The sequence below is a fragment of the Vibrio sp. 10N.222.49.A3 genome (assembly GCF_041475145.1).
Classification (GTDB): Bacteria; Pseudomonadota; Gammaproteobacteria; order Enterobacterales; family Vibrionaceae; genus Vibrio; species Vibrio tasmaniensis_A.
In genome coordinates this window covers 1-13,194 of the sequence record NZ_JBFRVM010000024.1, presented here as the reverse complement: position 1 = coordinate 13,194, position 13,194 = coordinate 1, and the positions used below count along the sequence as shown (strand labels likewise).

Below are 13,194 nucleotides of genomic sequence, written 5' to 3'. Positions count from 1 at the left end.
TGGTTGATTACTTTCAAGCGAGGATAAATACTATCCTGTCCTAAGAAGCATATTTATTAGCATTGGTCTAAAAATGCTGTTAGAATCCCCGCCATCTTAACCGCGATGACCTTTCCATACCAAAGTTTGTTTGGCTACGATTGGTTTTTGCACAAATCATTTGACAATTAAGCGCCTATGAGGGATAGTCCTCGCCCTTAAATTGTCACCGAACTAAGTTTTTGGGAGTTAGACCTTGGCAAACAGTAAATCTGCTAAGAAGCGCGCTATCCAAGCTGAGAAACGTCGCCAGCACAATGCTAGCCGTCGTTCTATGATGCGCACTTACATGAAAAAAACTATTGCAGCTATTGAAGCTGGCAATAAAGAAGCTGCAACTGCTGCTCTTGTAGAAGTTACACCTCTTCTAGACCGCATGGCGACTAAAGGCCTTATTCATAAGAATAAAGCTGCACGTCATAAGTCTCGTTTCGCTGCTGCAATCAAAGCTCTTTAATAGAAATTTGATTACAACGCAAAACGAAAAAAACCGGCCTCGGCCGGTTTTTTTATATCTAAATTTTGATTAACACAGAGATTTTTCTTGCTGAGCGTTACTTGGTTTACTTAAAGATATGCGGTTTGCTGATAGGCACTAACGTTCGACATGAAATACTGACACTTCCTTGTGTCGACCCTACCCCTGGTAAGAAATCACTTCCCCCACCAGCAATAAACTACTTGCAGTACATACCATGCAGCAGGTTAATCATCGCTTTTACTTCTTCACTGCTCAATGTGTAATACACTGTTTGAGCTTCTTTGCGAGTTTCGACCAAACCATCTCTTCTCAACCAAGCAAGATGTTGAGATAAAGCAGATTGACTCAATTCCAACTTGCCACACAACTCCCCAACCGACAGCTCAGTACCATGCAATAGGCACAGAATCTGTAAGCGACGCTCATTGGCCATGGCTTTGAGTAGAATCACAGCTTGTGCTGAATTCTTCTCCATCTCTTTTAAGTTCATAGTTTGGCTCCATACAACCTTTACGCCAAGTCCGGGTTATCAGTATTTCCGGCAGATTATGAAGTCATGATAATCGATATCAATTCATTAACAAACAAGCTCACTCGAACAATTTGCTAAAATCTGCGTCACATACATTTTTTACTGCTGGATGTTGGATCATCCTCTCAGCAAATATGACGTAGTACTCCTCTTTTAACTCCTCGATTCCCCCCAACAATTGCAATGACGTATCTTCCTCAACCTCTGACATATATAGCGTAGGCGCTAAGAAAATAGCGTCGTGGTGGTAACGAGCGAAAGCCTTCATCAATGCCGCGTCATCAAACTCACCCAAAATATCAGGCTTAAGTCCTTGTCTATCAAACCATTGCAGTACTTTACGCCCCATCGAAGTTCGACTTCCTGGGATTAACAGTTTCTTTTGTTCTAATACAGCAGGAAAGTTAACACCTTCCACATTACCTGAACTGAAAAAGCTCATACCACTCTCACCCAACTTTTTACTAAACAGGCCTGGGCTTTGGCTAGAATCCACCGGGCAGTCTGACAAAATCATATCGAGCTTATGCTGAGAAAGTTGTTCAAGTAGCATTTCATGAGTCGATTCAAAGCAGCGTAAATGAATGCTGTTATCGGGTGGGATAGTCGACATTAATATCTTACTGACTAATCTTTTGGACAGTGCATCCGCAACACCGACATCGAACAGAATATTGGAGTGCTGGCTGTAATTCACGATATCCAGCATCTCGTAACTCAGGCCAAACATACGATCAGCATACTTAAAGACTAACTGCCCAAGCTCTGTCGGCTCAACACTGCGACCATTACGCTTGGTTAACTTACCATCCATACGCTCTTCTAAGGCTTTTATCTGACCTGTTACCGTTTGTGGTGTTAGGAATAGGGCTTCTGCAGCTTTAGTAACAGAGCCTTGCTTGCAAACCATCCAGAAGTAATAAAGGTGGTTATAGTTGAGATGCGACATAAATGTGCCGTAAAAAAGAGAAGATAACCTGTTATATCAAATATGACACCTCCACTCAACAAACTCGGAAAAACTATACATAACTATCAATTACTACTTATTTTTACGAAGTGTCTGATTTCATAATGTAATATTTCAACGATTATTTTCAATTTTTCTCTAACTTTTAAGATCTACATCACCTATCAAAAACACGAACAAAAAACTTTAAAAACAACAAGTTAAACCACCACCATTTCAAGACCAAATATTTAAAGAGCAAATCATCACAAAAAAGTCTCACCTAAACCAAAATGTAATATTACTGAAATATTTGTTCTCTAACATCACGCTCAGATTAAACAAACAGACCAAACACAGACTAAAACGGTCCAATGGAGAAAACATTATGAACCAAGCTACTACTGCAGCAGCGCCTATCTCGAGCACAACTCGTTGGCTACGCTGGGCTAACTTGGCATTCATGCTTTACCTACTATTACTTTCAGTTTCAATGGTTGGTACAGGCTTCAAATGGGCAACAGGCGAGCAAGCAAAAGTTCTTTTCGAATTTGCTTCACACCCAGTTGCAGGCTTAATGATTGGTTTAGTAGCAACAGCACTTATTCAATCATCAAGTACAGTTACTTCAATTATCGTTGGCCTTGTGGCAGGTGGTTTACCTGTTGAGCTAGCAATCCCTATGATCATGGGTGCGAACATTGGTACTACGGTAACCAATACGCTAGTTAGCCTTGGTCATGTTCGTTGTAAAGATGAGTTCAAACGTGCATTCGCAAGTGCGACGATTCACGACTTCTTTAACCTATTAGCCGTTGCTATCTTCCTACCACTAGAGATGGCGTTTGGTATTCTAGAGAAAATTTCTCACTGGTTAGTATCACCGATGCTAGCAACAGGTGATATGAGCATGGGTGGTCTTAACTTCATCAAGCCAATCACTAAGCCTGTTGTAAGTGCGATTAAAGAACCACTATCAACGTTTGGCGACACTGTTGGTGGGGTTATGCTTATCGTTCTAGGTATCGCGACTATCTTCGTAGCTATCACGGTAATGGGTAAGCTAATGAAGAGCCTAATGGTTGGCCGTGCTCGTGAGATTCTAAAGAATGCAATTGGTCGAGGCCCTATCCACGGTATCGCTTCTGGCTCTATCGTTACTATCCTTGTTCAGTCTTCTTCAACGACAACAAGTTTGATGGTTCCACTAGTTGGTTCAGGTGTTCTTAAAGTACGTGACGTTTACCCATTCACTTTAGGTGCAAACATCGGTACGTGTATTACCGCGCTATTAGCAGCGACAGCAGTATCTGGTGAGTTTGCAGTATTCGCACTACAGATTGCTCTAGTACACTTGGTGTTCAACATCATGGCAACGGTATTCATCTTTGGTATTCCGTTCCTACGTGAACTGCCAGTGAAAGCCGCTGATATCATTTCAGACATGGCAGTGAAAAACAAAGCTGTAGTGGCAGGTTATCTTGTTGCGGTATTCCTTGTACTGCCTGGTAGCGTGTTAGCACTGACAGCTTAATAGCAAAACAAACATCGCTTATAGCAAAGCCCGCAACCTCCTAGGTTGCGGGCTTTTTCTTTTCTGAAAGGCAGATGTGGGAAACAAAAAGAAGATTGGAGTAGCGAGTGACAAGTTGAAAGCAGATACAGGATGGATGCGAGTGAACGAGTAACGAAAAGCCCGTTTTACTCGCATCTATATATCCCCGTCATTCCCTACAGCGAGGAACGAGCGTGATAGGGAATGACGGAGGTTTTTGATCTTAGTATCACGAATCTCTTCTACTTGTATCTAACTCCCCTTATCTCGCATCTAAAAAACGCTTACTGACCTTGCTCATTACGCAGGTACATAATGGCAACCATGCCGAAGCCGATAAATTGCCATAGATACTGCCCGTCGCTTGCGCCTGTGATGGTTTGAGTGAAAGCCATACAAGCAGTCACAAACAGAGAAGCGAATGCCGCATAGAGTAACCACGGTCGCTCTTTACCGGCCATGAATTCACCAGCTATCACCGAGCGAAGTACCAATAAAAATGGTAAACATTGCAAAGCAATCAGAATAGGAAACATAAAATCGAACGTAGGGCTCAGTAAAACATGACCTACTTGGCTCTTATCCCAAGTGCCGACAATATAGCCTTTCCAGCCAGCCCAAGTGTCACCCGAATAAGCGGTATCGGGTGTAATGAAGCCAAGTAGCACGCCCATCACTTTATCGATAAAGCCATTTTTGAACCAAAAGACGAATAAGAAGATCTGAATTGGAATGATCTGAAAAGCAAACTTCTTCAACATGTGTATACCCCAAATAATAAATGATTTGGTGACCAGTATGTGGAAGTCGATGTTTTTACGCTTGATGCAAGGCAATCGAGCCTAAGTCCAAACAATAATCAAACATGTTGAGAAGTCTGTTGGCACAAGGAAACCTTGCGGAAGAGCCGTTACTATTAGCGGTAACTCAACGTCTTCACTTCAAAGAGAATTTTGTGGTTTAGGAAAGGTTTGTTTTTTATAAAGATTCAATAAGATCAAACAGTTGACCGTTATGCTCTTTTTTCACTTCGGTGTAGCGTTGATAGTTGTATTGCGAACCTTTTTGGTTGTCCGACAGCTTGTCAGCAACGCTGAGCAGATAAAAGCTGATAGGGCTCGGTGTACTTTCAGCAGCGTAAGAGAGGTAAGGGAAAGCTTGATTAGCATGTTGGTTGATTAACAATGCAAGACCCAACGTAAGATTAGCGATATCACAACGTGGGTTCATCTCGAAGGCTTGCTTTGCCAATAGTAACGCTTGTTCACGATCTTCCTGTTCATGGCCTTGTAAGTAAGCCAGAGATTCCGAATACGACAGTAAAGCATTAACCAGATAATTATCTCGCCCTTGCTGTTGAATCGTTTCCAATTGAGTAGCGATATCCGAAAATGGCTGACCACCTTTACCTTGGTAAAAAAGAGAAATCCCCTCAGAGATAACCTTCCAATCGTCGTAGTTATTAATCGAAGTCACTCGATGGCTTACCACTCCATACTCTGCATTCATTGGCGCAATAATGGCTTTGATCTCGAGAATGACATCTCCAATGGCATCAAAGAAATTATCTTGGCTAAAGCGCTTTTCCACTTTCTGACTTTGATTGGGTTGGCGGTTGTTTTGTACAAGCACGCTCAACACATACTCCCCACCCTTTTCTTTGAGCCAACCTTTGAGCTCGACACCATTGTTGGTAAGTGATTGCTTGCCCTGTTTCGATAGCTGAGAGAAATGGTAACCCGATAAGTTTTTAGCCGAATTCAATCCATAGAAAAGGTAGTTATAGACACTTTCTGACATCTCATAGTCGTTCGCAGAGTCGAGTGTTATGTCATGGATATAAACGGGAATTACATCACTTTGATGATCAGAAATAACCGTAGCGTCATTGGTTGGGATATCGCTTTGCCATGCCCAAATTGCTATCAAGCCCATCGAGAATACTGCGGTTGTAATCAGTGCGATGGTTTTCTTTTTCGACTTAGCGACAAGAGCTTTAGGTTCAAGTTGAGATACACTCTCGACGGGGGCAACTTCGACACTAGGTTGAGTCACCTCAACATCGAACAGGTAACCCTGCTTAGGAATAGTCTGAATAATGCGATAAGGCCGTGATTTATCCTGAAGCTGACTACGCAGTAAACTGATGACCTGTCTGACCAAGTTGTCAGACACTTGAGTTCTTTGCCACACATCCGAGGCTATCTGCTGAGTGCTAACCACTTGTCCGCGATTTTCGATGAAATAACTGAGTAACTTTGCCTGCAATGGCTCTAAATGAATCTCTTCACTATCAATCACCAACTGGTTTTTATCAGGGTAGAAAGAAATAGGAAAGTCGTGTTGCAATACAAAGCAATGCGAGCGAGTCATAGTAGTTCTGTGGTTAGAAAAGACCACTCAAGATTATTGGTTTTACGAATAGTAAGCAAGCCAAGCATCAGAAATAAAAAAGGCTGCACAAAGGCAACCTTTCAATCAGTCAGTCAGTCAGTCAGTCAGTCAGTCAGTCAAAGCAGATTAGATTAAACCGAGAATGGGTACTTAATCGCTTCGTGGCATTCGTAGCCTTCAACCCAGAAGTCATCCATCGTCACCCACGTTTCCAAATCTTCTAAAGACTTAATCTCAGGATTGATATGGAATGTTGGCCCCGCTAAAGGCTCACGCTTCAACTGGATATCACGCATAGGTGCGAGTTGATCTTCGTAGATATGTGCGTTAACAAGCTTGTGATAAGCCACGCCCGCTTTCTTGCCTGTGATTTGCGCCATGATAGCGAGGAACACATACACTTGAACCATGTTGAAGTTCAGGCCTAGCGGTACATCGCAAGAGCGCTGAGTGCTGTTTAGGTACAGAGTATCACCAAGTAGAGAGAAGTGATGGCTGTACATACACGGACGCAAACAACCCATGTGGAACTCACCTGGGTTATAGAAGTTTAAGATCTCGCCGCGGTCATCAATGCCGTTTTTTAGATCATCAACAATTTTCTTCAGTTGGTCGATATGACCGCCGTCAGGTTTTGCCCATGCACGTCCTTGAACGCCATAAACACGACCCATGTCGTCTTCACCCTTGCGGTAAGGATTATTTAACCATGCTTCATTCAGGTTAGAATTCGCATCCCAAGTTTTAGTCCCTAGCTTACGAAAATCTTCAGCATTATCGTAACCACGGATATAGCCAAGCAATTCAGCAACTGCCGCTTTCCAAAAACTTTTACGTGTTGTTACCAGTGGGAATTGGTTATTACCAACATCATATTCAAGGTCAGCATTGATCACAGTTAGGCAGCGCTTGCCTGTGCGTTCATTTTCAATCCAAGTACCGTCATCAACGATACGCTGACAGAGATCTAAATACTGTTTCACACCAATTCCTTACTTCGTTTGTTGTGGTAATTCATCTTTGTAGTGACCACGCTTGTATGCCCACACCATCATCAGCACACCGATGATAACCATTGGCAGTGACAAAATTTGTCCCATAGAGATAAATCCACCGAACAAACCTAGGTGAGCATCAGGTTCACGTACGTATTCAACTAAGAAGCGGAATGTACCATATCCTGCTAGGAATAACCCTGACACAGAACCAAGAGGACGCGGCTTTTTGATAAACCAGTTCAAGATGAAGAACAACACAATGCCTTCAAGCGCCATCTCGTAAAGTTGAGATGGGTGACGAGGAAGTGGACCACCATTCGGGAATACGATTGCCCATGGCACATCAGTCACACGGCCCCAAAGCTCACTGTTCATGAAGTTGCCTAAACGACCCATGCCTAAACCAAATGGCACCAATGGCGCTATCATATCTGCGACACCAAAGAACGTTCGACCGTTCTTTTTCGCATACCAGAACATAGCAGTAATTACACCAAGCAAGCCACCGTGGAAAGACATACCACCGGTCCATACCTTAAAGAGGTAAAGCGGGTCTGCTAGGAAAAGTTCAAAGTTGTAGAAAAGCACGTAGCCAATACGACCACCCAGCACCACACCAAGGAAGCCAGCAAACAGGAGATCTGATACTTGCTCTCGAGTCCAACCACTATCTGGTTGATCCGCTCGGCGATTTGCTAACCAAAGAGCAAACATAAAACCAACAAGGTACATAAGGCCGTACCAACGAACTGAGATTGGTCCTAGTTCAATAAGAACAGGATCGATATTTGGGAATTCGATAAAACCCTGAGACATACTTGGCTCTCTATCTAAATTGATTAACGGTTAGCTCAATAGCTAACAGAAAAGACACTACAGCAGCATTGTCGCTGCTATAAACATTAAAAATACCGCAAAGAATTTCTTCAGAACAGAGGTTGGTAATTGAGTGGCCAGTTTCGCACCCACTCGAGTGGTCAACACTGAGGTACAAGATATCGCAATCAAAGCCGGCAGATAAACATAACCTAAGCTATACGCAGGAAGATCATCGACAGAAGATCCATGCCAAATGAAACCTAGCATTCCTGAAATCGCGATAACACAACCGCATACCGAAGATGAGCCGACGGCTTTACGCATTTCCACACCGTGATGATTGAGGAAAGGTACCGACAAAGACCCACCGCCAATGCCCGCTAAACTTGATACCAAACCAATACCGCCACCACACAACACGGTTTTAGCTGAACCCGGCATCGACTTTTGGCTCTTAGAGCGAATAGACAACAGCATTTGCAACGCCAATACCAAGACAATCACACCAAAGACTTTTGGTAAGTATTGAGCTGGAATCACATCGGCCACGAAAGAACCTAGGAAGCCACCGACCACCACTCCGGGCATCAACCATTTAACGACAAATATCTCTACGTTACCCAATTTTAAATGGTTAATCGCAGACGATCCCGACGTAACGATAATGGTTGATAACGAGGTAGCCAATGCCATTTGCATCGCAAACTCTTGAGGGATACCCGCTTTAGGAAGCAAAAAGAGTAAAGCAGGAACCACCAGCAAACCACCACCAATGCCTAACAAGCCAGCTAAAACACCAACAATAGCACCAAGGCCTGCTAGCAAGCCTGTCAGTTCATATGACACGTTAAATCCTATTTTTTACCCGCTCGAATGAAGCCTGTAAATTCACGCTCTTCGAAATAGTTGAGCATCATACTATAGATGTCACTTCCATACGGTTTTGATAGCGCCTCATTTGCCAAATCTTGCAGTTCACTAAGCTTAGATTGACGAATCAAATACTTAGTCCTTGCGACATTTGAGGTGTTCATACTTAACGTCTCATACCCTAACCCAATCAAGAGCAATGCACCCATTGGATCACCCGCAAGCTCTCCACATATACACACCGGCAATTGATATTGCTTACAAGTATCATGGATATGTTTCAATGCCATGATCACTGCAGGGTGCATGGATTCATAGACATCAGAGACACGGGAATTGTTCCGGTCAACCGCCAATAAATATTGAGTTAAGTCATTGGTGCCCACCGAAACGAAATCAACTTTATCCGCAATAAGCGGAAGAAGGTAAAGCATGGATGGCACTTCAATCATGATACCGATACGCGGCATACGCACTCGGTTATCAAGCTCATGCACTTCGTCATACGCTTGTTCAATCAGTTGGAACGCGTCATCCAGCTCCTGCGCACCAGAAATCATCGGCAGCAAGATACTCAAGTTATGGCTTTCACAGCTCGCACGTAGCATCGCACGTAACTGAATAATAAAGATGTCGGGGTGATCAAGGGTAAAACGAATACCACGCCAACCAAGGAATGGATTGTCTTCTTCTATTGGGAAGTAAGGTAACGCCTTATCACCACCGATATCGAGTGTACGCATCACCACTTGTTTCTCTGGGTAGCTTGCCAGCACAGAACGATACTGCTTGAATTGTTCGTCCTCTGACGGGAATCTTTGCTGCAACAAGAAAGAGATTTCAGTTCGATACAGCCCTACGCCATCAACGCCTTGGTTGATAGCGATGTTAGTGTCTGCACTCAAGCCCGCATTAAGCAGGATCTCGACTTGCTTGTCGTCTTGGGTTTTTGCCGGAAGGTACAGCTCGCGATTGACCATAGATGAGAGCTCACTCTCTTCTAGAATCAGCCCTCGATACTCTTTGAGTAGGCTTTTAGTCGGCTCAATAAAGATCTCACCGCTATACCCATCAACAATCGCTCGCTTACCATTAGCTTGAGCTAAGTTAAGATTTACCCCCATGACTGAAGGTATGCCAAGCGCTCGAGATAAAATCGCTGCGTGCGAGTTCGCCGCCCCTTCCAAGGAAATAACCGCTAATAGTTTTTCTTTAGGAATAGACGCTAATACAGAGGCCGTTAACTCACGAACCACCAAAATAATCGGTTTATCTAACGTGCGAAGTTCATGTTCAGAATTGTGGAGGAAATAGAGCAGTCTTTGACCAAGCTCTCGGACGTCTTGCGCTCTCTCCCGAAGGTACACATCTGACATACGAGCAAAACGGTTAGAGTAACTCTCAACAACCTGTCTCAATGCCCAATCGGCTTTGTCGCCTTTCTGAATTTGACTCTTGAGATCCTTACGTAACATGGGATCGTTGAGTAAGTGAGTAAACAGATCAAAGATCGCCAACGCGTCTTTATTGATTTCACTGTCTAAACGCTTTCGCATTCGCTTAAAATCATTGAGAGCATTTTCGACAGCGACTGCCAACAGCTCATGCTCCCTTTCAACATTGAGCGTCGAAGCAGGGTAAACATCGGTGAGTTCAGGCTGAGTGTTGTCCCACCATAAGTCACCAATCGCCACACCCGATGAAGCTGCAATACCTTTGGTCGCAGGTAGCTTCTGTTGCTCTAACAGCCAATGGCCTTGAGTTTGGGCATGCGCCACAATAACCGCAAGTTGTGCTGAGAGTGTAACAAGGAAGGATTCTTCCATCTCACTGAATAAACGGGGGGACTTCTGTTGAATGACCAATACGCCAAGCACTTGCTTGCGATAGATAATCGGAGTGCCGAGAAAAGAGTGATAAACCTTTTCTCCAAGCTCGGGAAAAAACTTATAAGCAGGGTGAGCAGACGCCTGTGCAAGGTTAATAGGTTCAGCACTTCTTTTAACAAGGCCAACCAAACCTTCGTCAAAACCAATGTGAATACTATTGCCTTTGAAGATCAGGCCTTGAGTTGCCATCAACTCAAGACGCTGCATATCATTATTTGCCAAATACACGGTGCAACATTCCGTCTGCATCGCGCTGCATGTCTCTTTAACCAAAATATCAAGAGCCGTCGACACATCTTCAACTCTTGATACGTGTTCAACTATTTCCCTTAGTTGGCTGAGCATGCTTAACCTCTACGCAATTTGCGCTTTCCTTTTGTTTTTCGCTCTTTAAACGGCATTGCTAAAGATGCGAATTCTTTCATCGCTCGACGGTAAACATCTCGCTTGAAAGATACAACTTGTCGAACTGGGTACCAGTAACTCACCCAACGCCAACCATCAAACTCAGGTGTGCTTCCACGCTGCATATTGATATGCGATTCATCGCAATCTAAGCGTAAAAGAAACCACTTCTGTTTTTGTCCAATACAGACAGGTTTAGAATCCCACCGAACCAGTCGTTTGGGCAGCTTATAGCGTAACCAATGACGACTTGTCGCGACGATCTTTACATCCTTTTTAGTAAGGCCAACCTCTTCATATAACTCGCGGTACATTGCCTGTTCCGGAGTTTCACCTTCATCTATCCCCCCTTGAGGGAATTGCCATGAATGTTGCCCGTATCGTTTAGCCCAGAAGACCTGACCATGGTTGTTACAGATTACAATACCAACATTTAATCGGTAACCATCGCCATCTATCACTGGCCAACCTCTATCTAAATTTTTAATTACACTGATTTTTCCACATATCCCCAATCGGAGCAAACTTAGTGACGTGACAAGCGCTATATTTATGAATAATAACTACGAATATGGATAAGTTTTGCTCAAATCTTAGTTACCCACACAAGAGTGAGACATAGACCACATTTATTCACCTTTTCTGTGAATAACTATGTGAAGAATTACCCGCAATCGTTTTTTTTAATCCATAGATTTATCAGAACCAAAAACAAAAACCCATCCACTGACAACAAAAACAATTAAAAATCAATAAATTAAAACAAATCCATCAATTTTAAAAACATGAAAAAATAAAAAGATCTTTTAAAAATCACCCATGGTTAAAGATCAACCACTCCGATGTTTATCCACACTAGTAAGTGAAAGATTCATTTCAAACCCTATTTAGCAAGCATTTTACCCCCTGCAAACCCCTGTTTATTTATCCACTAAATTAATATTTCAATTAATTACCTTCATGTCCTGTGGATAACCATGAGTTTGATCCCTTTTCTAGCAAGGCGATCATTTCTTAACCAGTCGTCATATGGTGATAACTTCTGGTAAAATCATTTTTTTGATCATGCCTTTTATTATGAAACCAGAACCACAAACACAACAAGAGCTGTTAGACAGAGCATATGCTATTGCAGGAATGACCTTCAAAGAGCTCGCCGATGAAGCCAATATGGTTGTACCAAACGACCTAAAGCGAGATAAAGGCTGGGTTGGACAACTATTGGAATGGCACTTGGGTGCGCCAGCTGGCAGTAAACCAGAACAAGATTTTGCCAAGCTCGGGATCGAGCTAAAAAGTATCCCGATTGGTTATTCAGGGAAGCCACTCGAAACCACCTTTGTTTGTGTCGCGCCATTGATGGGCGTGCAAGGCATAACGTGGGAAACCAGTCACGTTCGAAACAAGCTGTCTAAAGTGTTGTGGATCCCGGTAGAGGGAGAAAGAGAGATCCCACTGGCAGAAAGGCATGTAGGATCCCCTTTATTGTGGACACCAACCCAAGCGGAAGACGAGATCTTAAAAAGGGATTGGGAAGAGCTCATGGAGCTGATCGTGTTAGGTAATGTTGAACAGATAACAGCAAGACACGGCGAAGCACTGCATTTGCGACCAAAAGCCGCCAACAGTCGAGTGTTAACAGAAGCTTACGGTGCAAGTGGAAAACCAATAAAGACCAAACCTCGTGGTTTCTATCTACGAACTCAATTCACCCACAGATTGCTGACAACCCATTACGCATAGAGGTTTTATCTAGCATAGATAGGCTAAAAGATCAGTACGTTATAAACCGTCTCAATTTAGAAGTAATTTCTCACTACAACGCTCGTTAAAAATACTCTCTAATGAGGTTTGAGCGCCAGTTCAATATCGCAGTAGCTTTGGTTGGGTTCATTACCAAACTCATCATACGCGTTGTGCAAGCGAAGGTAGGCCTTTTCAAAGCCAAGCCGGAGTAATTCCTCTTTCACTTGCTCCAAGGATCCAAAGTGAAGCGGCTCGCCGTCTTGCTTTACCGGTTCTAGCTTGTGTTTGTACTCCACCGCCAGTAAATATTCAGAGATATCAGAGCAACCAATAACGTACACTTTCGGTGTCTGATAAGAGTCTTTGTGCTCTCCATGTAACCACATGTCTAATTGATGCTTCTGCATAGTCAGCCTCCCTTGCTCTGTAAAGCTTAGCCGAACTATTTACCTTTACTAGATAACGACTTAAAAAAGCAAAAAAAGAGAAGCAAGAGCTTTAATGCCGTTCACTTAAG

The 13,194-nt window shown here is 43.2% G+C and carries 13 protein-coding genes; 3 read left to right on the top strand and 10 right to left on the bottom strand.

The window, feature by feature from the left end:
- The first annotated feature begins 235 nt into the window (after nucleotides 1–235).
- Entirely contained in the window at nucleotides 236–496 is a 261-nt protein-coding gene (gene rpsT, locus AB4589_RS04605; protein ID WP_012603273.1) for a 30S ribosomal protein S20, read from the top strand.
- Nucleotides 497–716: 220 nt separating this feature from the next.
- Here the strand turns inward: rpsT and AB4589_RS04600 are convergent, their stop codons facing one another.
- Both AB4589_RS04600 and nhaR read right to left on the bottom strand, forming a co-directional pair.
- The gene (locus tag AB4589_RS04600; RefSeq protein WP_009848443.1) at nucleotides 717–1,010 is read right to left on the bottom strand and encodes a metalloregulator ArsR/SmtB family transcription factor; all 294 of its coding nucleotides are present in this window, start codon (nucleotides 1,008–1,010) and stop codon (nucleotides 717–719) included.
- A 100-nt stretch (nucleotides 1,011–1,110) separates the two neighbouring features.
- Entirely contained in the window at nucleotides 1,111–2,001 is an 891-nt protein-coding gene (gene nhaR, locus AB4589_RS04595; protein WP_009848442.1) for a transcriptional activator NhaR, read from the bottom strand.
- 388 nt (nucleotides 2,002–2,389) lie between these two features.
- Between nhaR and AB4589_RS04590 the strand changes: the two genes are divergently transcribed.
- Nucleotides 2,390–3,535, top strand: a complete 1,146-nt coding sequence (locus AB4589_RS04590) for a Na/Pi symporter (protein ID WP_017102996.1) — start codon at nucleotides 2,390–2,392, stop codon at nucleotides 3,533–3,535.
- Between the two features lie 305 nt (nucleotides 3,536–3,840).
- Here AB4589_RS04590 and AB4589_RS04585 read toward each other — a convergent pair whose 3' ends face one another.
- From AB4589_RS04585 to rppH, 7 genes are all read right to left on the bottom strand, one after another.
- Nucleotides 3,841–4,317: a hypothetical protein gene (locus AB4589_RS04585; protein WP_372099549.1), complete on the bottom strand. Its 477-nt coding sequence runs from the start codon at nucleotides 4,315–4,317 to the stop codon at nucleotides 3,841–3,843.
- A gap of 217 nt (nucleotides 4,318–4,534) precedes the next feature.
- Entirely contained in the window at nucleotides 4,535–5,929 is a 1,395-nt protein-coding gene (locus AB4589_RS04580; protein WP_372099548.1) for a transcriptional regulator, read from the bottom strand.
- A gap of 152 nt (nucleotides 5,930–6,081) precedes the next feature.
- Entirely contained in the window at nucleotides 6,082–6,933 is an 852-nt protein-coding gene (locus tag AB4589_RS04575) for a thymidylate synthase (protein WP_017098344.1), read from the bottom strand.
- Nucleotides 6,934–6,942: 9 nt separating this feature from the next.
- Complete coding sequence (gene lgt, locus AB4589_RS04570) at nucleotides 6,943–7,764, bottom strand: prolipoprotein diacylglyceryl transferase (RefSeq protein WP_372099546.1); 822 nt, start codon at nucleotides 7,762–7,764, stop codon at nucleotides 6,943–6,945.
- A gap of 57 nt (nucleotides 7,765–7,821) precedes the next feature.
- Nucleotides 7,822–8,613: a sulfite exporter TauE/SafE family protein gene (locus tag AB4589_RS04565; protein WP_372099544.1), complete on the bottom strand. Its 792-nt coding sequence runs from the start codon at nucleotides 8,611–8,613 to the stop codon at nucleotides 7,822–7,824.
- An 8-nt stretch (nucleotides 8,614–8,621) separates the two neighbouring features.
- Nucleotides 8,622–10,871 (bottom strand): phosphoenolpyruvate--protein phosphotransferase, encoded by a 2,250-nt coding sequence (gene ptsP / locus AB4589_RS04560; protein ID WP_372099542.1) that lies wholly within the window; start codon nucleotides 10,869–10,871, stop codon nucleotides 8,622–8,624.
- Between the two features lie 2 nt (nucleotides 10,872–10,873).
- On the bottom strand, nucleotides 10,874–11,392 hold the full coding sequence (rppH, locus tag AB4589_RS04555; protein ID WP_009848435.1) for an RNA pyrophosphohydrolase: 519 nt from the start codon (nucleotides 11,390–11,392) through the stop codon (nucleotides 10,874–10,876).
- 616 nt (nucleotides 11,393–12,008) lie between these two features.
- On the opposite strand from rppH, the gene mutH reads away from it, so the two are divergent.
- A complete protein-coding gene (gene mutH / locus AB4589_RS04550) occupies nucleotides 12,009–12,674 on the top strand; it encodes a DNA mismatch repair endonuclease MutH (RefSeq protein ID WP_086017877.1) in 666 nt (221 codons plus the stop codon).
- A 98-nt stretch (nucleotides 12,675–12,772) separates the two neighbouring features.
- On the opposite strand, the gene AB4589_RS04545 is transcribed toward mutH, so the two are convergent.
- Nucleotides 12,773–13,084: a DUF6482 family protein gene (locus AB4589_RS04545; protein WP_304568374.1), complete on the bottom strand. Its 312-nt coding sequence runs from the start codon at nucleotides 13,082–13,084 to the stop codon at nucleotides 12,773–12,775.
- Nucleotides 13,085–13,194: the final 110 nt, after the last annotated feature.

Bases quoted from the DNA above. Each gene is read 5' to 3' on its own strand.
- AB4589_RS04600 (WP_009848443.1), bottom strand. From the start codon at position 1,010: ATGAACTTAAAAGAGATGGAGAAGAATTCAGCACAAGCTGTGATTCTA.
- mutH (WP_086017877.1), top strand. From the start codon at position 12,009: ATGAAACCAGAACCACAAACACAACAAGAGCTGTTAGACAGAGCATAT.
- ptsP (WP_372099542.1), bottom strand. From the start codon at position 10,871: ATGCTCAGCCAACTAAGGGAAATAGTTGAACACGTATCAAGAGTTGAA.
- lgt (WP_372099546.1), bottom strand. From the start codon at position 7,764: ATGTCTCAGGGTTTTATCGAATTCCCAAATATCGATCCTGTTCTTATT.
- AB4589_RS04590 (WP_017102996.1), top strand. From the start codon at position 2,390: ATGAACCAAGCTACTACTGCAGCAGCGCCTATCTCGAGCACAACTCGT.
- AB4589_RS04545 (WP_304568374.1), bottom strand. From the start codon at position 13,084: ATGCAGAAGCATCAATTAGACATGTGGTTACATGGAGAGCACAAAGAC.
- nhaR (WP_009848442.1), bottom strand. From the start codon at position 2,001: ATGTCGCATCTCAACTATAACCACCTTTATTACTTCTGGATGGTTTGC.
- AB4589_RS04585 (WP_372099549.1), bottom strand. From the start codon at position 4,317: ATGTTGAAGAAGTTTGCTTTTCAGATCATTCCAATTCAGATCTTCTTA.
- AB4589_RS04580 (WP_372099548.1), bottom strand. From the start codon at position 5,929: ATGACTCGCTCGCATTGCTTTGTATTGCAACACGACTTTCCTATTTCT.